Below are 23,570 nucleotides of genomic sequence, written 5' to 3' on the forward strand. Positions count from 1 at the left end.
AAGCTATACTAACAAAGCAGGGAGTAGATTACAGTTAGATGTACATAATTAAGAAAAAACGGAAAAAGAAAAAACTTTTAAAGTTTTTTTAAGAACATCGCAACTTTTCATTGTCACGTGCGTTTAAATACATGACGTTGTAACAAACACATGATTTGATGCGCGAGACCTACTCATGCTGGAAACAAATTGGAATGAATTCTCAACTTCCTCTTTACGGTACGACCTGCCCATTGTATAATGTTAAAGTGGTGCCGTGACTCTAGCAATGTTCTCGCATTTTTTACAAGTTTCTACGACATGATTTTACAAATGGGTTTATCATGATTGTAGACATCATTTATATCAAATCTGTGCTCAACTCTGGAAAGGGGGTGAATCGGCTATGAGGGAAAAGAGCAATTCACTATTTAAACAAAACTCTCAACAACCGCACGTATTTAGAGGAGGAGAAATAAAGGTTATGAAGAAAAAAATAGCAGCATTTGTGCTAGCTACCGCGCTAGTACTACCATTATCCGTTCCAGCTTTTGCAGCAACACCATCTGATGTTGTTGGCAAACCGGTACAATCAGCAGTTGAAGAACTAACTGCACTAGGAATCATTTCAGGTTATGAAGATGGTACATTTAAACCAGAAAACACAATTACTCGCGCTGAACTTGCGAAAGTAATCGTTATCGGTTCCGGTAACGAAGGCGCAGCTAAATTGATGGAATCTGTTAAACCTACGTTTAAAGATGTTAAAGCAAACGTTTGGTACACAGGCTACATCAACGCAGCTGCAACTAAAGGCTTCATCTTGGGTGATGCTGGTACTAAAAACTTCCGTCCAAGCGATGCAGTTAAGTTTGAAGAAGTTGTAGCAGTATTGGTTCGTTCCCTTGGTTACCAAGAGAAAAAGTTGTCAGGCGTATGGCCTTATAACTACCTACTGAAAGCACAAGACCTTGGCTTGTTCGACAACGTTGATCTTAATGTTGGCGCAAAAGCACTTCGTGGTGTTGTAGCTCAACTGACTTCTAACACTCTTAACGCTAAATTGGTTTCGTACAACGTTGATGGTAACGAAGTACTTTCCAACAGCACATTGATTTCGAAACTTGGTAATTCTTCTTCAGCTGAGCTTCTTGCAGCTTCTGTAGTTGACGGCAAAGTTAAACTTCGCTGGACTCAAAAGAATACTGCAGGTAACGACGAGTTGAAAACTGATACTATCGCTACTGCTTCTAACTTCATCGTTACTGGCGGTAAATCACTAGTTGATTTGCTTGGTCACAACGTAACAGTTGTTAAAGGTAAAGATGGTAAAGTTCTTGCAATCACTGATGCACAAGACACTGCTGCTACATTGACTGGTACTTTGGAAGCTGGCCAAACTGCTGGTTCCGTTAAAATCAAAGTAGGATCAGAAGTTAAAACTAAAGCTACTGTTGCTAGCACAGTTTACTTCGTAAACGGCGAAGAAACAGCACTTTCAACTGCAAGCACAGGCGACACTGTAACATTGTACTTGGTTAACGATCAAGTTCGCGTTGCAACTGCTGAAAAATGGTCAATCAAAGATGCTCTTGTAACTTCGGTTGAAGAGAAAAATGCTTACCGTGATGCTCGTGTTAACACGAACCAAACTAGCGCATTCATCAATGATGCTACATCTGTAACTATTGACGGTAAAGTAGCTAAAGTTACTGACCTGAAAAAAGACGATGTAATCAGCGCTGTTTCCAAATCCGGTAACGTTGCTATCAAAGTTAATGCAGTTCGTAACACTGCTACAGGTAAACTTGAAGCTGTAGGTACTTCAAATGGTACTGCTAAATACACTGTTGCTGGTAAAGTGTATGAAAAATCAGACAAAGCTGCAAATGATAACATTGCTACATTGATCGCTGCAAACATTGGTAAAGAGTTTACTCTTCTACTAAGTGCAGACGGTAAAGTTGTTAAAGCATCTGCTCCAGAAGCAGCTGTTAACAAACCATACGTAGTAATCCTTGAAGCTAAAACAGCTCAAATCCTTGAAAACGAAGCGATTGTTAGCAAAACTAAAGTAACTTACTTTGATGTTAAAGCTAACAAAAACGAAGTGAAGTACACTGATGTTGCTCTTTCAACATTTGCTGGACTTGAGGGTCAATTGGCTGAGTTGGTATTCACTGATACTAAACTTACTGGCGTTTCAGCTAAAACAGATGTAAAAGGCGCTGGATACAATGTTTCTAAAGTATCTGCTTCAGAAATCGTTCTTGATACAACTGCAACTGACACTACTAAATACATCATCAATGCTAACACTGTTGTAATTGATGCTACTAAGCTTGGTGCTGAGAAACTTGAAGACCGTAAATTGGTTGTTGGTACACTTGCACAAGTAACAAAAGCTGATAAAGCGTATGTAAATGCTAGCGGTGCAACTGCTAACTACATCATTTTGAAAACTGATACAGATGCAAATGCAGAAACAGGCGCTGCAATCTACGGCTTGTTTGTATCAGCTGACAAAACTGCTACTTCAGCAACAACTTCTACGTACACTGTTACATTGAACGTAAATAATCAAAAAGTTACAACTGAAGTAACTGGTGCAGCGTTCTTCACTAACATTGAAAACACTGCTAAAAACACAATCATTAAATTGACTGATACACCAAACACAAGCAAACTTTATGATGTTGTATCTGTTGTTGGAACTTCATTGACTTCAGTATCCATTGCTGCTAACCAAAACGACAACACGTTTGGTAGCAACAACGGTAACTACATCATTACTCCTAACACTGTTGTATATGTAGTCTCTGCAGATGGTAATAACATCTACACAGGTGGATACACAGATGTTAAAGAGCAAAATGGTACTATTGCAAACAGCACAACAGTTTCTAGCGTAACTGTAGCTGAAACTGGTAGCGTTTATGATGTAGATCATAAAGAAGCTGCTGTAATCGTAGTAAAAAGAAAATAGTAATCATGTTCGCATGATGGAAGAAGGCTGAGAGCTCGTCTCTCAGCCTTTTTTTTTGTTCATACATCGTTCATAATAAAAGGTTATATTTTAATTAAGATATATTGATTATTGTTGCGAAAGGAGGATATGAAGGAATTTATTTTTATGCGAAACTTATTGGTAAATGTTTGCGTCTAGATATGTATACCAAAAGATACGGAGTGAAATGAAAATGCAGAAGAGTTTTAAAAGATTGTCTATGATACTATCGTTCTTTCTTGCATTAGTGGTACTGGTAAGTGCAGTACCTGTATCAAAGCCAGTTGAGGCTGCAACGGCTTCCAATGTTTTTAAGAAGGTAAATATTACAAAGTCATCCTATATTCAATTAACAGACGCGAATTTAATTCCAAGTGCAACCGGTGCGACTGCTAGCTTTACCTTTACCATTTATAATGGCGACAGCAGCGCTATTAACTTGGTCGATTATTGGGCCCGATTAAAGACAACGGGAGGAACAAAATATACGTTAACCTTACTTGAAGCCGACAAAAAAAAGAAGGCTTTGCCCAAAACAACAACAACTTTAACTTACTATAGTGAAGTTGGATCAAAAGTTACATTAGATCAACTTGTTGTAAATATTATTAAATTTGATTTTAGCGTTTCTGGATATGAAAAAACTATTGGGCAGTATACATTTCCAAAAGGATACTCTAATTTTGTTAAAGCAGGTGGGTATCAGGGTGTACTTGCTAATAACTCTTTAGTCAACTTGCGCATTGATCAAATTAATATAACAAAGTCTGCAAAAAACTATAATGTCAATTTGACTTACGTAGCACGAAATACAGGGAAATTCGGTGTACCATTGCCGCAATATAACTATTATGCCCAAACACCTAAAGGATTATATAAGCTAGCTTTAAGAAATAAAACAGATGAAACGCTAACATTAGAACCATCCGTACTTAATGCGGTTCAGCTAACTGGATCCATCCCTTTGTCTGTTGCGACAACTGGCTGGAAGCTTATAGTTACTAATAATGTTGGCGCAGAAACTAATAAAGTCGAGATACCAGTTGTCGTTTTTGATATTCCATTCAAAGTGACAACAACAACATCTACTTCAACCAAAACAACATTTACGAATGATGATGGTACATATGAAGTAGAACTAAATGCTGTACAGAGGTTCCCATGGAACAATGATGACAATGTAATCGCGGATCTAATAGTTAGAAATAAGGGTTCAGTATATCTGCCTTTACCTGATCTAACAGGAATGCTCATTGTTGATGACAACATCAAGTTGAACGGCAAAGCAATTAAGAAGTTCGGCGATATTGGATTAGCACCTGGAGCTTCAACAACGATTAGTTATGTTGGATCAATACCTTACAGTTATACTTGGAAGAAGCTTAAACTAAGGTTGTCTCAGAAATCTGGAGAAACAGTTACGGAAATTGGGGAACTTACCAAATCAACAATCGTACCCGTTAAGCAAGTAGATGTAGGTGCTATATTTGTTCAGCAGAATAATGGTGCTCCATATAATGCAATTGTCACTGATGTTAAAACTTTCAGAGGTGACAAAGCGGATATGTTCGCCGTATTCGTTGAGTTGACAAATAAACAAAAAAGAATTGGGTCACTTCCATTACTTGCAGGGTACTTTAAAACTACAGATGGAAATCTTTATGAAGCGAAATTTACGAAAGCAACAAACGCTATCAAATCAGATAGTAAGGACCAACTCATCGTATGGGCAGAACTACCTGAAAATGTAGATCGTACAGGTATTCAGCTTTTGATGGGAGAAGCATTTGATGAGAATGGTTTATTGCAAGGAACTGCAACTGCTAAAGGGTACCTGCGAGCAGCACAATTTACTTTGCCTGAAGAGAAATTAGCTAGCAGCAACTTTACAGGATTAGAGGTTGGACCGTATACCGTCGATATGAATATGTTTAATGTATGGATGAATGGTACAAGAATGGATATAAAGGTCGGAGGTAATGTTAAAAAGGATACTAATTTTGACGGATATACACAATCACAATTGGTGTTTGAAGTTGAGCATGAGGAAACAAAACAAGTTCTTATTTCGCAAGCGATAGATCTAGATGGAAAAGATGAAAAAAGCTTGAAGTGGAAAGTTGGAGCAAATTACAGTGATCCTGATAAAGAAATGGGAGACACATTGCTTTGGGAAAATTACCAATTGAATATCTATGAGACTTTTAACGGCAATAGAAAAAAATTAGCTACAATGCCTATTTCATTCTCATCTTCAATTAACTGGCTAGACGGAAAGCACTAAACTTATAAAAAAACTGGTTTCTCCTACTTAAATCTAGTATCTTTATAGGAGATGAGAGATAGAGAGGAGACTTCCAAAAGTGAAGAAAAAGGTAATACGCGGTTTAGTTGCAGTTGTTTTAGTAGGAGCAGGTGTGTGGGTCGGCGTAAACTTTGCATCACCGCTTGAAGCGGAATCAAATGCGCTGACTCCGGGCTCTGTAGAAGACCCTGTTGTCACTAAAAGCTATGTGGATGAACAACTCGCCAAGCTAAGCGGAGGCACTCCTGGAGGCGGTACGACGACGCCTGTCGAGGACACCGCGCTAGAAGTTGTCACAGTGCCAGCTGGCAAGACGCTAATGGCTGGCCAAGGCACAGAGGTCATTGTACGTGTAGGAAAGGCAATTGCTTACAGCTCTGACGCAAGCGGTATAGCTGACCTAACTGGCGGTACGGATTTAACTAAAGGGAAAGCTGTTCCAACCAACCATTTATTGCTTTTCCCACGTGAGGGCCGCGGCATATTGCCAGATCCTAATCAAAAGAACGGCTTGACGGTATTGGTTAAAGGGAAATACAGCTTGCAATAATATGGATGGATGTTCAACATTTTACCCGAAATGACAATAGATTATACGCTTCAAAGAAGATGAAAGGATGCACAATACAATTGTGTTCCTATATTCTTTGGAGGTGCCATTTATGAGTCGTTCGAATAAAGTAGTAGTACCAACAAGTAAAGCAGCATTAAATCAACTGAAATATGAAATTGCTGCAGAATTTGGTTTAACCTCAGGCGGTTATGCAAGCGAAGGAGCGGACACTGAGTTTGCTGGCGAACTAGGGGCATCCTCTGGAGCCGGAGGCCACAGCGTACACTGGTCAGCATTATCAACGAGGCAAGCTGGTTCAGTGGGCGGAGAGATCACCAAAAGGCTGATAGCTCAAGCAGAATCAGTGCTTGGCGGTTATCAATAATTATTGGAAATTCCGGCGTCCATTGACACAAAGCGACATTTTCGGTATCATACTGTTTTAGAAGAGTTGTAAAACAACCTTTTCCTACGGGAAAAGGTTCATTTTTTGTGTAGAATGTCCGCACTTATTAATATTAAGGTTGTAGGAGGTTGATACGGATGTCGGTTAAAGGACGCCATTTGTTTACATCAGAATCAGTTACTGAAGGCCATCCGGATAAGATTTGTGATCAAATATCCGATGCTGTCTTAGATGCATTTCTAGAAGCAGACCCATACGCTCGTGTAGCTTGTGAGGTTTCTGTAGCAACAGGCCTTGTACTTGTTATTGGTGAAATTAGCAGCCGTGCTGATTTTATTGATATTTCTTCAATTGCACGCCGTACGATTAAAGAAATTGGTTATACACGTGCCAAATACGGCTTTGACTCCAGTACATGCGCAGTATTGACTTCGCTCAATGAGCAGTCCGCTGACATTGCGCAAGGCGTTAATGCTGCGCTTGAAACTCGTGATGGCAAAGACATGAAGCAAGAGAACGAAGATATCGGTGCAGGCGACCAAGGTCTAATGTTTGGTTTTGCTACAAACGAAACACCTGAGCTTATGCCGCTTCCAATCGCGCTATCTCACCGTATCGCTCGCCGCTTGTCGGAAGTACGTAAAAACGAGACGCTTGCTTACCTTCGTCCAGATGGTAAAACGCAAGTTACAATTGAATACGCAGATGGTAAACCCGTTCGCGTAGATACTATTGTCGTTTCTACACAACATGCGGAAGAAATCACGCTTGAGCAAATCCAACAAGATATTCTTGAGCATGTTATTAAGCCGGTTGTTCCAGTGGAATGGCTTGATGCTGATACAAAATATTTCATTAACCCAACTGGCCGCTTCGTAATTGGCGGACCTCAAGGTGATGCTGGTCTAACTGGCCGTAAAATTATCGTTGACACGTATGGCGGCTACGCTCGTCATGGCGGCGGCGCATTCTCCGGCAAGGATCCTACAAAAGTTGACCGTTCAGCAGCTTATGCTGCCCGTTATGTAGCTAAGAACATCGTAGCTGCAGGACTTGCAGACAAATGCGAAATCCAACTGGCTTACGCAATTGGTGTTGCACAACCGGTATCAATTAACGTAGATACGTATGGAACAGGCAAAATTGGTGAAGATAAACTTGTTGATATCATCACTAGCAACTTTGACCTTCGTCCTGCAGGCATTATTAAAATGCTTGATCTACGTCGCCCAATTTACAGACAAACAGCTGCATACGGTCACTTCGGCCGTACAGACGTTGATCTTCCTTGGGAACGCGTTGACAAAGCGGAGAAGCTTAAAGCAGACGCTGGCGTTCAAAGCGGAGTTTAAGATTCGATATACAATATAAAAGCCTCTATAGGCTGAAAAAAGCTGTCCACAAAGTAGTATGACTACTTCATGGACGGCTTTTTTGTTATTCAATCGGTACAAAAAAGTAGTTTAACCTAAATTTTTCATGCTTAGAAACCGACAAATAAGGTACGAGTGTAATTTTTTGAGGAGTGAATTGAAATGAATCGAACGAGCAAGCTATCTTCGTTTATCGCTGTTATGCTGTTGCTCCAATTAAGCCTAGCAGGCTGGTCATCGGCTCCGCAGCAAGCGGCAGCAGCGGCTTCCGGCCCTGTCGTACTTAGTTTGAGCCCAGCCGACGATCTAATTAACGTGTCGATCTCCGCTGATTTAAAGATGACCTTTGATGAAAATGTAAGCAAAGGCTCTAGTTCAACGTCTATTAATATTTATGACTATGCAACAAGCAACTTGGTAGAGAGTATACCTCTATCGTCTAATCGTATTACTATTGATTCATCACAACGTGTCGTGACAATAGATCCGTCTAATAATTTTGCTTTAAACACGAATTATTACATATTGGTAGATGCCGGTGCGTTTGTTAACCAATCCAATGGTGTTGGTTATGCCGGTATAAAAAGTGCCAGCAGCTGGAATTTTCGTACCGTTGCTGAAGTTGATGTAACCAGGCCTTCTCATACGGGCTTGGCGCCAACTGTCGCTCCAATTGCGGTGACTACACCGATTACGATTTCATTTAATGAGCCTGTTTATGTTGCAAGTGGCAACATTCAAATTAGCTCGGTTGAGGACAGCCGTACTATTGCTGTTACATCCAATGCGGTAAGAGGCAGCGGGACGAACCTAATCGTCATTCAACCTCCTGCAGCGCTGCAGCCTAATACAACATACACCGTTACAATTCCAGATACTGCATTTCAAGATGCGGCGGGGAACCTATATTACGGCACATCATGGGTTTTTACAACGGATGCAGCACCGGTGAACGTAGCTGCACCATTTGTTCCGGCAGATAATGCTACTTCCGTACCAGTAAACTCAGAGCTGTTTATCACTTTTGATAAAGCTATACAAGCACGTGCGGACAAATATATTGAAATACGCAGAATTAGCAATAATACTACTTTTGAGCGTTTTAGTGCTCTTTCTTCGAGAATTACAGTTACCAAAAATCAAGTAAAAATAACTCCAAGCTCTAACTTTGAGCCGAATACAGCTTACTATGTTTTAATTGATGCTGGAGCCTTCACCCAGACAGACCCGAATGGGTCTCAATGGTATCACGGTATTGCTGGAGCATCCGTTTGGAATTTCAGTACAGATCCTGGCTATGAAACCACTCCGCCTCTTGCAACAGAATTATTGCCGGTAGCGAATGGATCCATCACCAGCTTAAATTCTGTACTCAAAATTAATTTTAATGAACCGGTCTTCCCAAGCAGCGGAGTCATTGAAATAAGAGAAACTGCAACAGGATCTTTGTTCCGTACGATTCCAATTACTTCGGAACGCGTGACTGGCGGCGGTACCTATCAAATAACGATAGACCCCAATAAAGCGATAAACGGAGAGTCTGAGAAGGCTTTCGTAAACAATACGAAATACTATATAACGATTGGCAATCGCGCTATTCGTGATGCAGCAGGTAATCATTTTGCCGGAATATCCTCATCGACGTATTGGTCTTTTACGGTTTCTCAAGACACGGTAAGACCAACGCTTTCTTTATTGAACCCGCTTAACAATGCGGTTTCAGTAGGGCTAAATCAAGCCTTTACAGCGACGTTTAGCGAACCGATAAAAAAAGGGGCAACGGGTTCGATCCTATTTAACCCAATTGGGGACAAATCACTGCAGCCGATCCCAGCAAACTATTATGTAGATGGCAACAATAATAATATGTTAGTCATAGCGCCAACACAGCCTTTTACTGCAAAAACTTCTTATTATGTAACGATTGATGCGAGTGCAGTAACCGATTTGGCTGGCAATAGTTTTGCTGGAATATTAAATGAATATCAATGGACTTTTCAATCATTTGGTTCTGATACGACAGCTCCTACATTAAGCAAGCTCGAGTGGAGCGGATCAACGATTACAATGACCTATAATGAAGATCTGAATGTGCACGCGGTACCTTCTACAGGAAGTTTTTATGCGACAGTTAATGGGGCGCCTCGTTCTGTTGTCGGTGTTCAAGTTCGCGGAGAAACAGTCATTCTAACGTTAGCTAGCCCTATTGTAGCGGGACAAGTGGTGAAGCTCTCTTATTCCAAAGCAGCAGTTAGCCCAATTCAAGATACTTCAGGAAATGAAGCAATAAGTATTGCAAATCAGGACGTATCAGGTGCTAAGGATGTTTCAGCACCAACCATTGTAAGCGGGAATGCTTCGGGTACAGCGATTACTTTATCTTTTAACAAGGATCTAGCGACTGTGAACAGCTACGCCTATTTGCAATTTACAGTTAACGCAGGCGGAGTAAATTACAGTACAACCTCGATCTCAAGCACAGGCGGCAATATTTTGTTAACGATTAATGGCTCGATACAAAATTACCAGAACGTCTATGTGACCTATGCTCCGGGCACGTATCCCATCCGTGATACGGCAGGCAATTATTTGGCAGCGTTTAATAACTACAGCCTCTATAGTACGCCAGACACAGGTACACCTAATCTTCAGTCCATTAGCGTGAGCAGTAATATCGTTACGCTGAGCTATAATAAAAGTTTAAATCCACAAAGCGTTCCATCAGTGGGGCAATTTTATGTTTTGGTAGATAATATTGCACGCTCTGTTATTCAGGTTCGGATTTCTGGAAGTTCAGTTTTATTGACTCTTTCATCAGCTGTAACAGGGAGCCAGATTACGGCAGTTTCCTATTTGGCATCCGTAACGTTAATAACAGATCTTGCCGGCAATGCAGCACCTTCGTTTAACAATGTAACCACAGGTGGTGGAGGCAGCGGAGGGCAAAATGGCAACATTTATGGCGTCATTGCAAAAGGCTCTACGCTTACGATTAATTTTGCAGAATCATTAAATCCAAGCTACGTGCCGTCTACCGTTCAGTTTGCTGTTAACGCAAGTAATTCTGTTAAATCGATATCGAGGGTAGATGTTAGCGGGTCGTCCGTTATACTAACGTTAACCTCTCCTTTTGCCATAGGAGAGACGGTTTCAGTAACTTACTATTCAACTGCGTCAGGGCTTCGAACAAACAGCGGTTCAACGATCAATAGCTTTACGAACATAAACGCTGCGAACCAAACGACGATACTTGATGGGTTATCAGGTGATTTTGAAACGTCTGATGGCGGCGGCATCGGCTTGAAAACAACGGCAGCAACGACAATGTTTGACGTATCACCTGCTGGTGTTCAAGCCAACCGATATACCATTTCGAACGATAAGCTCCTTACAGCTTTTCAGACAGCTCGCTCAGCTGGCTTAACTAGTCCGCGTGTAGCCTTTAAAGTGCCAGCATCAGAGAGAGCTGCTATTGTAGCTGTTCCAATCAATGCGCTTGACGCAGCGTATCGCTTGAATTCGAACTCGATATTTGCTGTTCAATATGGAGATGTCACATATGAGCTGCAATTAAATGCTGCAGATTATATGAAAATTAATACGTTACTAAACGGTAATAGCGCGACTGGTCAATTAATCATTCGCATTGACCAAGGGTTATCAACGCTAACTGGTAGTATCAGTACAAAAATTAATAGCTCAAATACGAGCTTGCTTGCAGGTCCTTATCATTTTGATATTAATGCTGTGAGTGGGTCGATTCAAAAGCCATTCAATGATTTTAGCGGTTATGTTTCAAGAACAATCCAGACGTACCAAAATGCAGATTTTAAAAATACTGCCGTTGTATGGTTCGACCCAACAACAGGAGGGCTCTCCTATGTTCCGACCGAGCTTACGACAAGCGGCGGGAAGACGACAGCAACTTTTAAAAGAAAAGGAAACAGCGCTTATGCGCTTGTTAGCAATTCATCCAGCTTCTCCGATCTATCGAAGCATTGGGCAGCTTCTGCTATCCATATCATGTCGCGCAAATTCATCGTGGAAGGGCGCTCGGCAACGAAGTTTGAACCAGAGAAGGCAATTACACGCGGTGAGTTTGCGACCTATATCGCTAAAGGGCTTGGCCTCAGCAGCGACAGGAGTGCAGCAGCTAAGTTCAAGGATGTAAATGCAAACACAGCGATGGGGGCGTATATTGGAGCCGCCTCAGCGGCTGGTATCGTCGCTGGCAATACGGACGGCACCTTCAAGCCAAACAACCCGATTACACGTCAGGAAATGGCCGTTATGATGATTAGAGCAGCGAAGGTGGCTGGTCTAACGGTGCAGCTGCCAGAATCGGCCGCATCTTATCTCAAGAAGTATACGGATCGAGGCAAGGTTGGCGCTTGGGCGCAGACAGACATGGCGAAATCAGTGTACATTGGTGTGATTAGCGGTAAAACAGCAACAACATTGAGCCCGCAAACCAATGCAACTCGCGCAGAAGGAACGGTTATGCTTCTTCGTTTACTGCAGAAGGTGAAATTCCTTTCGTCATAATAAATGAACCAAAGCAGAGCAGCTCGCCCAAACGGCGAGCTGCTCTTTTTATGTCATTCATTTCCACGATGTACATAGCTGATATCTATCACCCTATAGAAAGCGATAGCAGTCTTCTATCATGCGTAACTTTTCTACTACTCTTGTAGTCTATAACTAATAGATTAATGGATGGGAGAGTTGTAAATCTAATGAGTAAGTTTCAAAAAATCATAGATCGGCAGTCAGAAGGCTTAGGAAAACGGGTTATAATTGTCGTATTAGGTGGAGCACTGCTAGTACAGCCTTTAGCTTCAATCTTGCCTAGCAGCTGGCAGACGGCAGTCATTCAATCAGCAGAGGCTGCTGCCGACCCTACGCTTAAGCTGTCGCAGCAATCATTTATAACAGCAGGTGCCAAGCGCCTTGACTATGTATTCCAAACGACGCGCGGCAGCTCCAAGGTGCAAACCGATGTGCATGTCATTGAAATCGATCTTACCAATCCCTACGTATCCATAAATGCGATGAGTGGAAAAAATAATAGCATAGGTCAATTAAATACGATCCTTAATATGACAAAAGAAAACGGAGCCGTAGCTGGCATTAATGCAGACGTATTCGTAATGGGCAATGAGGGCGCCCCGCTTGGCGGGCAAATCGCAAGCGGCATGTTTATGTCGAGTCCTGCGAAGCTGAAGGGGATGTACGCATTCTCGGTTTCTAAGGACCGCAAACCTATGATTGACAACTATAGCTTCAATGGCCAGGTAACGGCATCAGACGGCTCTACCTTCCCGCTGGAAGGGCTTAACCAATCTGCTTATATTCCGGAGACAACGGGCTCTAATTATAGCCATGTCAATATGATGTATATTTATACAAGTGCTTGGGGCGGTACAGAACGCCCGAAAAACTCAGGCTCCACGCCTACCGAAGTATTAGTTCGCAATGGCGTAATTGAGGAGATTTCAATCGATAAAGCAATCGCAGGTCAAGCACCTGCTGATGGATACATACTCCGGTCGCATGGCCTTGCTGCTAATTATGTGAAGGAGCATTTACAGGTTGGGCAAACGATCAATGCGGATTATGCGCTCGTTTCGCAAACGACGGGAGCGAAGGTTGATCCGAACTCTTTTGAAATGATGGCTGGCGGTCATACATTGTTAGTCAATGCGGGTGCAGTAGCTCCATTCTCACGCGATATTACAGGCGTAAGCGGCTCTTCCTATACATCTCGTTCAGCGGTTGGCTATTCACAGGATGGCACTAAAGTATATCTCATCACGAGTGAGCGCAGCGGCGGGAATACGGGTGTAAACTTGAAGGAGCTTCAGCAAATTATGCTGCAGCTAGGCGTATATAAAGGCGTCAATCTGGATGGCGGCGGTTCTACAACGATGATCGAACGTCCACTGGGAACAAATGATTTGAAGCTGTCGCATCCTACGCAATACGGCACCACCCAAAGAAGTGTTGCAAACGGCATAGGCGTATTCACAACTGCTCCAGCAGGTTCGTTGAAAGGCATTTCTGTGAGCGGCGCTAATGTTATGTTTATCGGTCAAAAATCGTCGTATTCATTAAAAGGCTATGACACGTACTATAACCCGTTTGAAGTAGACAATTCATCTGCCGTATGGAGTACCGAGAACGCTATTGGAACGTTCAAAGGCAATGAATTCACTGCCACAAAGGCGGGTAAAACGAATCTCACTGTGAAATCAGGAGCGATCTCTACCAAACAAGAAATTGAAGTGATTGGACAGGATCAAATTGCATCGCTCTCCATTGATACGAGTGCAGGTGTGCTGGCAAAAGGAGCAACGATTTCTGTTCCGCTTACTGTAAAGCTGAAAAACGGTAATTCATATAAGCTTAGCGCTGACTCCGTGAAGTGGGAGTTTGTTGGATTTACCGCATCTAGAAACGGCGATAACCTAACTGTGCAGTCGGTTAACGCAGGTACAAGCACCGGGTATGCCATTGCTCGTTATGATGGTTTTCCGACAATGATTCCATTCACACAAGGGGAAGCAGTGAGCACCTTTGAGGATTTTGAAAAATCGACCTATCCCATTACATCACAGGTCACGCCTGCGACAACGACAGGAAGCGTAAGCTTGGTATCCGATTTCCAAGGACAAGCTTCTTCGAAAGCATTAAAGCTGGATTATGATTTCACAAACGGCACTGGAACTAAAGCATCGTATGTAGTATTTAATACAAACGGTCGCGCGATTGAAGGTTCACCTACTTCCATGACTGTAGATCTTTATGGCGATAACAGCCTGAACTGGGTGCGCGCAGAGTTCATTGATGCGGATGGCAAAGCACATCTTATCGACCTTGCCAAACAGCTTGATTGGAGCGGCTGGAAGAATGTGAAGATGAATTTATCCTCTGCAGGGATGAAATTCCCTGTTAAACTAAAAAGAATTTACGTTGTGACGATCGCCGAAGGGCAGGATGAGCGTTCTGCAACAGGTTCTATTGGACTAGATAATATGAAGCTGCAATATCCGCCTTCCGTAACGGTTGATTCACAAACTAAGGTCGTAATGACTGTAGGCAAATCTGCTGCGACGGTTAATGGAAAAGCGATTACGCTTGATTCAGCACCCATCGTTTTGAATGGAACGACATTTGTACCTGTCCGGTTTGTATCCGATGCCATGGGAGCGAAGCTGTTATTTGACGGAAAAACGGGACAAGTTACCGTTCTTCGCGGCAATAAGCTGATGGAAATGACACTCGGCAAAAAGGATCTTATTTTAAATGGCGCACTCCAATCGTCAGATATTACGCCTATCGTTCGTAACAATCGGACGCTCATTCCGGTCCGTTTATTTTCAGAGAAACTAGGCCTAAAGGTCGGGTATGACGGGAAAGCGAAAAAGATTACCATCGATTAACGATGGACGAAATATATCCAATCTGTGGTATGATAGAGTAGATTAACCTTTAATATAGAAAGGTTGCCGATCTACAGTGGACCACCTTACAGTCGATATAAATCGAGTCATTAAAAACGCAATCGAAGTGATGGAAGACAGCAAATACCAGATTTATGAAATATGTGAATCCGCGCGCACGGAGCTAGAATCACTCGAGCAGGAGCTTGAAATTGTCCTTCAAGAAACGGTGAAGACAATTGACAAGGTTGACCAGCTGGAGCAAGACTATCGCCGTGCGCGTATAAGGCTGACAGAAGTGAGCCGGGATTTCGTACGCTACAAGGAAGATGACATTAAGTCTGCCTATGAGAAGGCTACACAAATCCAGCTGGATTTGATGGTCTACCGCGAGAAGGAATCCTACTTGAAAGCGCGTCGAGATGATTTGCAAAAACGTGTTCGGAATGTAGAAAATTCCATCGAGCGTGCTGAAACGATTGCTTCGCAAATAAATGTCGTACTTGAATATTTATCGGGTGATCTTAATCAGGTTACTCGTATTCTTGAGTCTGCCAAAACCAGGCAGCTGCTGGGATTGAAAATTATTTTGGCGCAAGAGGAAGAGCGTAAACGGATCGCCAGGGAAATCCATGATGGTCCCGCGCAATCACTCGCTAATATCGTTCTTCGAACAGAAATTGCAGAACGTATGCTAATCAAGCAGGAATTTGTGATGGTGCAGGAAGAATTAGTAGATTTAAAAGGACAAGTGCGCTCCGGCCTTGAGGAAATTCGCAAAATTATATTTAATTTGCGCCCGATGGCGTTGGATGATTTGGGACTTGTGCCGACTCTTCGTAAATTCACACAGGATTTTGAAGAGAAAACAAAAATACATACCATATTCGAGCTTATAGGTAAAGAAACTCGGATGCCCTCTGCAATGGAAGCGGCGATATACCGCTTAGTTCAGGAAGCTTTTACCAATGCACTAAAACATGCGAGCGCTTCACATGTAATGCTCGAGATTAACTATCAGCCACAGCATATTTCACTCGTAATTCAAGACAACGGCGTTGGATTTAACAGCGATTTAATCGAGCAGGATGCTACTCGAAACGCACATTTTGGATTGGTAGGGATGAGAGAACGCATTGAGCTAATAGAGGGAAGGATGGATATAGACTCAAATCCCGGTAGAGGGACGAAAATTATAATAGATATACCTACTACTGCCGAATCTAGAAAGGAGTAAGATGATGATGATCCAAAGAGCTGCAAGCAATGTGAATACAATCAAAATTTTACTTGCGGATGACCACCAGCTGTTTCGTGAAGGACTTAAGCGGATTCTAAACATGGAAGACGATCTTGAAGTTATCGGCGAATGCGGAGACGGCATTCAAGTTTTAGAATTTTGCAATCATACCATTCCTGAGATTGTCCTGATGGATATTAATATGCCTATAGAGAACGGTGTCGTGACGACTGAACGATTAAAAAGTATGTTTCCTGATGTTAAGGTTATCATTTTATCTATCCACGACGATGAGAGCTATGTATTTGAAACCCTTCGTAAAGGGGCTACGGGTTACCTTCTGAAGGATATGGAGGCAGAATCGCTAATTAACGCCATTCGTTCCGTTGTCCAAGGTCATGCCTATATCCATCCTAAAGTGACAGGCAAGCTCATTAACCAGCTTCGCCGTATGACGTATTTGGATGAGATGGGAATTGTCTCAGGTGCTGCAGCTGCTCAGGAACCGGGAGTTAAGTTCGTTGCTGGCGATGAAAGCCCATTAACACGCCGTGAGGCAGAGGTGTTAAGGCTTATGGCAGAGGGCAAGAGCAATAAGCTTATTGGAGAGTTTTTATTCATTAGCGAAAAAACGGTTAAAAACCATGTGAGCAGCATTTTGCAAAAGATGGAAGTTGATGATCGTACGCAAGCTGTTATCCAATCGATCAAATATGGATGGGTTACACTGTAGTAGCCTTTTTGATCATTACTTACATATCGAGCAAAACCCCGTATCGGTTGATGCGGGGTTTTTTGTTTGCATATAAGGTTGCCTTGCAATGGTTGTGTAAAAGAAAAACACTCCTAAGCTGTATAAAACCAGCCTAAGAGTGCGTGGTAAAACCTATAATCTTAACTATTTTCTTTGTTTTTGTCTGCGAAGAGAAATAAATCCCGCTGAAAGGGCAAATGCCCCGATGAGATAATAAGGAACCGGACTGCTTTCGCCTGTTTTTGGCAGAGTAGCAAGCGGGACTTGATCTTCATCTACAGCAACAACAGGATCGATTGGCGGCTCGCCTTCCCCACCTTCAGTAACTCCTCCAACAGGTGGATCTTCATCATCAATTTCGACGATTGGTGTTGCTTCAGGTGACGATGTAGGTGTTGTCGTTACCGTAGTTGTTGCAGTAGGCGTGTTGTTAGGCGTGCTCACAGGTGTGGAAGGTGGTGTATTGTTAGGTGTGCTCTCAGGTGTTGGAGTTGGTGTAGCTGTAGGCGTGCTCTCAGGTGTAGGAGATGGTGTAGTTGTAGGAGTGCTCTCAGGTGTAGAAGATGGTGTAGTTGTAGGAGTGCTCTCAGGTGTAGAAGATGGTGTAGTTGTAGGTGTGCTCTCCGGTGTAGAAGTTGGAGTAGCAGTAGGTGTCGCTGACGGTGTTGGAGTAGGCGTAGAGCAGGTTTCGCCTGCGTTCACAAGTGAAAGCTCTTTCTCCTTGCCCCAATGGATCTTCAGCGTATTAGGTACAGCTTGTGGATCAGTTGGGTTGACAAGCTCCGTATTCGTTGAAAAGCTTACGGAACCTTTTCCAGGAATTACGCCATTTCCTGTTTGAGCAGAATTCGGAACTTCCCATGAATAAGAAACCTCAATGTTACTCTCATTGGTTACTTTCCAAGCTCTTGTTTTATTCGGGTCGGCGGAGCAGGCCGTTTCAAGTTTGAGCTTAGCCGTATTGATAACTGCTTTTCGCACAGAGTTATCTGTGGTTACTACGATCTGCTGGGTAGCCACTAAATCGGTGGTAAAGCCATCTAAGGTTAATTCTTTTAATGTGTAGGTGCCGATAGGCAATTCGTTGAATTGCAGAATACCGTTACTATTGGTAACGCCGCTTTTGACTAATTTACCGTCTTTCCAAAGCTCGAAGGTAATGCCAACATGAGGAGCCCCTTCGACATTATTTAAAAATTTGTTGATGATGATACTGCCCGTACAGCTGTTCGAAAGCTTTAGATTCCATGCTAAAATTTTGTCACCATGAGCGCCGGGACCTAATGTCTTAATTAAATCTCCGCTATAGATATCTAATTGATAAGGCAAGCATCTGGGAATGTTAATCGTAACGGAGTAAGTACCTGCTTTTGGATATATAATAGACTGTCCCTCAAAAAATGTTTGCTTGTTGTATGGAATGGTTGTATCGCCGGGTCCAGGTGCCCAGTCAGCAGGGCCTTCATAGCCGGAGAAACTGACTCTAACACAATCTTTTGTCGTCTGGAACGTAGCGGTAGCTGTTCCGTTATTATTGACTACGATATTGGAATGCGTGGCAATGACATCCTTGCGATCCGATGAATACTGTGGACAGCTATTCTCATCTACGAGTGCCGCAGCATTTGTACCTTGATTGCTATCACCTTCCGCCATGGCAAGGGAACTAAGCGACAACGAAAAAATTAATAACAGAGCCAGGGCTAAACTGATTTTTTTCCTAAAATAACGCATCTTTCACTCTCCTCTTAGATACGTAGTGGGGTTCCAAGAGGGCCGGTTACACTACTAGCTCCATATAATCCAAGTGTCCAATTGTAGATTATACTTCATCGCTTCCCTAGTTATTTTGATTGTGAAAATCCACTCTCCCTTTCTATATGCGTGCACCGGTTAGATATGCATGCTTTCATATTAAAATGATAACATGTATTGGAAATTGCTCAAGGGTGTTTCTTTGTCAGAAAATGACTAATAATCATCATAAAGCAGGATATATTTTTGGCATAACACACATTTTGTCACCTTGTCCCTTGATTGCGGAACCAGTGGGCTCTTCATGGCATATAGTGTCACAAAGAGGAGGTGGCCGCCATGTTTGAACTTCTACTTCTTGTTATTGGCTGTTATGCTTTGGCTGCATTGTCGGTGCATCTGGCGTATCGAATTTGGCGAGGGCGCCAGCAATCCAGCAAGCATTATGTGCTCGTAGCTGACGTTCAGCAAAACAATATGGAATGGTATGTACGTTCGCTGTTTTCTTTCTCTCGGCGAATGGGAAAAAACGTTCGTTTGACGATCGTAGATCAAGGGGTTACAGAGGAGACACTGGCTATTGTTGAACGATTAGCTAGAAAGGGCGATGAGGTCAGGATTCACTCTAATGGATCTAATCCTTTGTCTGAAAGCGAAGGCAGTAAGCGCTCTCAAACAGAGGGTGTGGATGGAACTCAGCTGCTATGGCTGCTCCAGGCAGAAGGAGTTGTGTCGCTTTCTGATCATGCGGTGCTAATTGATTTGCAAAATCCGACAGATTTGTCGAAAATGCCATTTTAGTATATAATCTACGGTAATGAAATAGTCGGAGTGAAGCACACTCAATAACGCAAATGCGTTGTTGGGTGTGCTTTTTTTGTTTACAGTGCTTTCCAACATCATTCTCCTTTTGTCTGGGAAGGGAGAGGCCGTATTTAACTTAACAGATGAATAATGAAGTCAGTTCTATAAAGTGTCAAGGGAGCGAATAGAGATGAAGGCTCAATTGTATGTTGTTAAAGTGAAAGGCTGCTGGCAGGCTCGACTGACTATCAAGGCAATGGTGGATAAATACTTCTGGATGCATGGAGCGTTTGGTGAAGCGGGATTCTTGAACAACGAGATCGCAGAGGAGGGATGGCTGCTAAAAGAAGAACTGCCGCTCGGGGATGCGTGCATTGCAGTGGAGCTTTGGGATGCGGCTATTAAACGTGGCAGCGGCGGCAGAAACAGTGCGAGTAAAAGCTTGAATGAAGGAGGACGAAATGCTGATCATGAGGCGATTGAGCTATTGGCCGCATGTGCGGAGGAGGCAAAAGCTGATGGGGCGGGTGGAGATGCAGCAACTGGCGGGTTGAATAGTAGTAAACAGAAATACAGCGAGCTGGAGAGAAATTATCGGAAATACAGTGGAGAAGTAGAGCAAGCAGGTGAAAATAGCAAGATTAGTTTGGGGAGTCGTTGGCGCTTTTTGAGTAGTCGAGGGAAGCGGAAAGGAGCGTTGGCGATAGAGAAGCTTTTTGGTTTAGTGGAGAGGTGGGAGAAGGTAAGGGGCGCTGTGGTTGGGGAAATAGGAGGAGCAGTGCTTGCGAATAATGGTGAAAAGCGTAGCAGCGCTAAGCGTGTGGGTGGCGAGGAAGCGGGAGTTTATAGCGCTGAAGAGCTGGGAGAGATCGCGGCAGGAGCGAAGCTTGCCGCGGGTATGCTGCAGGGACGTGCGCTTTTGCGAAGCGAGGCGCACGCCCTGTTGTCTAGCGCAAGCTGTCCCGGTGCCGCGGCAAGCTGGAGAGAATTGCTCCAGCTTGCTTCGCTGCTCGGGCAGGTGCGCCTGAGCGGATCAATCGTCGCCGTTGGTGGCGGGCGATTGAACGCTTTGGGGCGCCGCAGGCGCGAGCGCAGCTGTTTGCGCTGTGGGAGCGGCGAGGCGCAAATGCACCGCACGGCATGTGCAGCGTGCGGGAGGCACTGCGCCTATTGTATGGCGTGCATTGGAATGGGGCGAAGCCGGGAATGTGAGCTGCTCATTACGGGGCAGCGCGCGGGGTTGAATTGGGCAGAGACGACGGTTCGCGGCTCTGGTAAGGGGTTGAGGCCGCTGTCGTATAAACAGCGGCTTGATAAATGGGGGCTTAGCCCTGCGCAGACAGCTGCAGCAGCCAAGGCGCTGCAGTTTGTGGAAGAGCCGCCGATAGATGCGGCTTTATCAAAGCTGGACAAGCAGCGACAGATGAGAGAGTTTCTTCTTTGGGCTGTAACAGGAGCGGGCAAAACGGAGATGGTTTTTCCGCTTGTGGAGTCTGTCCTGCTGCGCGGCGGGAAGGCGCTTATTGCCACACCGCGCCGTGATGTGGTGATCGAGCTTGACCCGCGTATTCGGAAAGCTTTTCCTAAGGCGTCAGTCGTAACATTATACGGTGGTAGTGAGCAGCGCTGGGAAAGCGGAGATATTACGCTTGCGACTACGCATCAGCTGATGCGGTTTTATCAAGGCTTTGATCTCGTTGTAGTGGATGAGCTGGATGCGTTTCCTTTTGCGGGCGATCCGCTGCTGCATTTTGCAGCAGACAAAAGCTGTGCGCCAGGCGCTGCTCGTTTGCTGCTGTCTGCTACGCCGCCAAGTGAGCTGCAAAGAGCAGCAAAACGCGGGAAGCTGCCTCATGCAAGAGTACCTGTTCGTTATCATCGTCATCCGCTTCCTGTGCCCAAGCTTCTTCAAACGCCGACAGTAAAGCAGATGCTTCAGCACCGCAAGCTGTCGTCAAAGCTGCTAGCAGCCATGGTATCATCCCTTGATCGAGGCGCTCAGCTGTTTGTATTCGTGCAGCAAATTGCTCAAACCGAGCCTATGGCGGCTTTATTGCGTGCTGCTCTTTCACATGCTGCTGTTGCGGCAACCTCTTCACAGGATGAAGAACGAACGGAGAAGGTGCAGCGTTTTCGCTCGCGGGATATACGAGTACTAGTCACAACTACTATTCTAGAGAGGGGCGTAACGATTCCTAAAAGCGATGTTTACATCCTTGATGCGGACGGAAGGTTATTTGACGAGGCTTCACTGGTTCAAATGGCTGGAAGAGCAGGCCGCTCTGCGGATGATCCATTCGGTCGTGTGTACTTTTGCAGCCATGATCGCAATCGACCACAGCTGCAGGCTGTACGCCATATTCAAACGATGAACCGCATGGCTCGCAAGCAAGGCTACTTGCTCCCCACAGCCAAAGGAGGCTCGCCGAAATGAACGTCTCGCCAAGAGCATGGCTGCAGCGTCTGCAATCCGCTTTCACCACATCCGCGCAGCTGCTCGCTCCAACGTCTGCCGCATGTCTCCTATGCGGCAAACCGCAAAGCGAGGCTCGCAGCGCGAGCAGCTACAACCACGCGAAGCTGACGACCCAGCTTCGCAAATCCCTTTGCGGAGCGTGCCTCTCCGCAATACCATGGCTGACCCGCATCGCCTGCCGTAGATGCGGGCGCGGCATCCCATGCGAAGACTGCATACGTCGTCCGCATGGCGCATTCATATGCAACCGCAGCGCGGTTCATTATAATCAAGCCATGCGAGCGATGCTCGCTTTGTACAAATATAGGGGCAATGAGCAGCTTGCTCCTTTGCTCGGGGATATGCTTCTGCCTGCTTTCGAGGCGATGACCTTTGAAATTATTCAACAGTCTATCGTGGCAAGCAGCAGCAGCCGCAAACCAAAAATATCGATAGCAGACTGCTGGGATGCTGTTACCTACGTTCCTGTAAGTGAAGAACGAGCAGCTGATCGGGGGTTCAACCAAGCGGAGCAGCTAGCCAGCCATATCGCGAGGCGTTTTCAGCTTCCGATTATGGAATTGCTCATTCGTTCGCGGCATTCAGAGAAGCAAAGCTTCAAAACGCGCTCCGAAAGAATGCGCGATACGCAATCTCTCTTTGAAGTGAATACGAACAATTTGAGCTTATTAGCCTCTGAATCACATAGCAAGAAGCATCTAAACGATAAAGCTATTCGTATACTTTTAATCGATGATATCTACACAACTGGAAGCACAGCAGAAGCCTGCTCTAAGGCTCTGCACCATTATATGGAGCTTTCGCTCGATATCTATATTTTGACATGGGCTCGTTCATAATCCAGCTAGGCTGATAGATCTAATAATTAGATTCATAGTGAAAAAGTTAGTGCTATCGATTAGAATGTAACTAATAGCTAGTATGGTTTTACAAAAAAAGGAGGGCTCAGAGCGATGAACCTAGATAATTGTCCTCGCTGCGGTAAGCTTTTTGCAAAAAACTTTAGAGACGTATGCCCGGCATGCATGCGAGATATTGATAAAGAGTATGAGCTTTGCGCAAACTATTTGCGTGAATTTAGAGGCTCAATTATTACTGAGGTATCTGATGCTACGGGTGTTTCGATTAAACAAATTACGAAGTTCATACGCGAGGGACGCATCTCCATTATGAATGCACCTAATATGTCATACCCTTGTGAATCTTGCGGAACTCTGATTCGTGATAATCATCTTTGCGACACTTGTCGCAATAGAATTGAGAAGGACAAGAAGCAGATGTTCCAAGACATATCGCGAAAAGAAGATTTAAAAAGTGCTTACAAGCAAACGGGTGTTTATAAAGGTTTAGAGAGATACAACGATAAATGATTTAAGTTAATATTTTGATGACTATAAAATTTCACTTGACTGAAGCCGATAATACTTGTAAAGGTAATCGGCTTTTTTAGTTCCTGTAAATAATGAGGTGGGTAAA

At 43.9% G+C, this 23,570-nt stretch carries 14 protein-coding genes and 1 riboswitch; of the genes, 13 read left to right on the top strand and 1 reads right to left on the bottom strand.

Annotated elements, in window-relative coordinates; all coding sequences use genetic code 11:
* Positions 1-385: 385 nt before the first annotated feature.
* The 9 genes from AB4Z45_RS15295 to AB4Z45_RS15335 all read left to right on the top strand — a co-directional run bounded on the left by AB4Z45_RS15295 (position 386) and on the right by AB4Z45_RS15335 (position 17,038).
* Positions 386-2,965 (top strand): S-layer homology domain-containing protein, encoded by a 2,580-nt coding sequence (locus AB4Z45_RS15295; RefSeq protein ID WP_441910207.1) that lies wholly within the window; start codon positions 386-388, stop codon positions 2,963-2,965.
* A 214-nt stretch (positions 2,966-3,179) separates the two neighbouring features.
* A complete protein-coding gene (locus AB4Z45_RS15300; RefSeq protein WP_441910208.1) occupies positions 3,180-5,270 on the top strand; it encodes a hypothetical protein in 2,091 nt (696 codons plus the stop codon).
* A 79-nt stretch (positions 5,271-5,349) separates the two neighbouring features.
* On the top strand, positions 5,350-5,841 hold the full coding sequence (locus tag AB4Z45_RS15305; protein ID WP_441910209.1) for a hypothetical protein: 492 nt from the start codon (positions 5,350-5,352) through the stop codon (positions 5,839-5,841).
* A 112-nt stretch (positions 5,842-5,953) separates the two neighbouring features.
* Positions 5,954-6,229, top strand: coding sequence for a small, acid-soluble spore protein, alpha/beta type (locus AB4Z45_RS15310; protein WP_430056936.1), 276 nt, complete (start codon positions 5,954-5,956; stop codon positions 6,227-6,229).
* A gap of 158 nt (positions 6,230-6,387) precedes the next feature.
* Positions 6,388-7,602, top strand: coding sequence for a methionine adenosyltransferase (metK, locus tag AB4Z45_RS15315; protein WP_076266208.1), 1,215 nt, complete (start codon positions 6,388-6,390; stop codon positions 7,600-7,602).
* Positions 7,603-7,785: 183 nt separating this feature from the next.
* Positions 7,786-12,168, top strand: a complete 4,383-nt coding sequence (locus AB4Z45_RS15320; RefSeq protein WP_441910210.1) for an Ig-like domain-containing protein — start codon at positions 7,786-7,788, stop codon at positions 12,166-12,168.
* Positions 12,169-12,359: 191 nt separating this feature from the next.
* Positions 12,360-15,065 (top strand): stalk domain-containing protein, encoded by a 2,706-nt coding sequence (locus AB4Z45_RS15325; RefSeq protein ID WP_441910211.1) that lies wholly within the window; start codon positions 12,360-12,362, stop codon positions 15,063-15,065.
* Between the two features lie 76 nt (positions 15,066-15,141).
* Positions 15,142-16,302 carry a sensor histidine kinase gene (locus AB4Z45_RS15330; protein WP_076266205.1) on the top strand — a complete coding sequence of 387 codons (1,161 nt, stop codon included), beginning with the start codon at positions 15,142-15,144 and terminating at the stop codon, positions 16,300-16,302.
* Positions 16,303-16,309: 7 nt separating this feature from the next.
* Positions 16,310-17,038, top strand: a complete 729-nt coding sequence (locus tag AB4Z45_RS15335; protein ID WP_076266609.1) for a response regulator — start codon at positions 16,310-16,312, stop codon at positions 17,036-17,038.
* A gap of 165 nt (positions 17,039-17,203) precedes the next feature.
* On the opposite strand, the gene AB4Z45_RS15340 is transcribed toward AB4Z45_RS15335, so the two are convergent.
* Entirely contained in the window at positions 17,204-18,793 is a 1,590-nt protein-coding gene (locus AB4Z45_RS15340; protein WP_441910212.1) for a SpaA isopeptide-forming pilin-related protein, read from the bottom strand.
* Between the two features lie 31 nt (positions 18,794-18,824).
* Positions 18,825-18,908: riboswitch (cyclic di-GMP riboswitch) on the bottom strand.
* Positions 18,909-19,153: 245 nt separating this feature from the next.
* On the opposite strand from AB4Z45_RS15340, the gene AB4Z45_RS15345 reads away from it, so the two are divergent.
* The 4 genes from AB4Z45_RS15345 (at position 19,154) to AB4Z45_RS15360 (ending at position 23,464) form a co-directional block, all read left to right on the top strand.
* A complete protein-coding gene (locus tag AB4Z45_RS15345) occupies positions 19,154-19,615 on the top strand; it encodes a glycosyltransferase family 2 protein (RefSeq protein WP_076266203.1) in 462 nt (153 codons plus the stop codon).
* Positions 19,616-19,808: 193 nt separating this feature from the next.
* Complete coding sequence (locus AB4Z45_RS15350) at positions 19,809-22,052, top strand: DEAD/DEAH box helicase (protein ID WP_441910213.1); 2,244 nt, start codon at positions 19,809-19,811, stop codon at positions 22,050-22,052.
* Positions 22,049-22,933: a ComF family protein gene (locus AB4Z45_RS15355; protein WP_441910214.1), complete on the top strand. Its 885-nt coding sequence runs from the start codon at positions 22,049-22,051 to the stop codon at positions 22,931-22,933. The genes AB4Z45_RS15350 and AB4Z45_RS15355 overlap by 4 nt, the downstream gene beginning before the upstream one ends.
* A gap of 114 nt (positions 22,934-23,047) precedes the next feature.
* A complete protein-coding gene (locus AB4Z45_RS15360; RefSeq protein ID WP_441910215.1) occupies positions 23,048-23,464 on the top strand; it encodes a TIGR03826 family flagellar region protein in 417 nt (138 codons plus the stop codon).
* Positions 23,465-23,570: the final 106 nt, after the last annotated feature.

It is taken from the genome of Paenibacillus sp. MCAF9, from assembly GCF_052114265.1.
Classification (GTDB): Bacteria; Bacillota; Bacilli; order Paenibacillales; family Paenibacillaceae; genus Pristimantibacillus.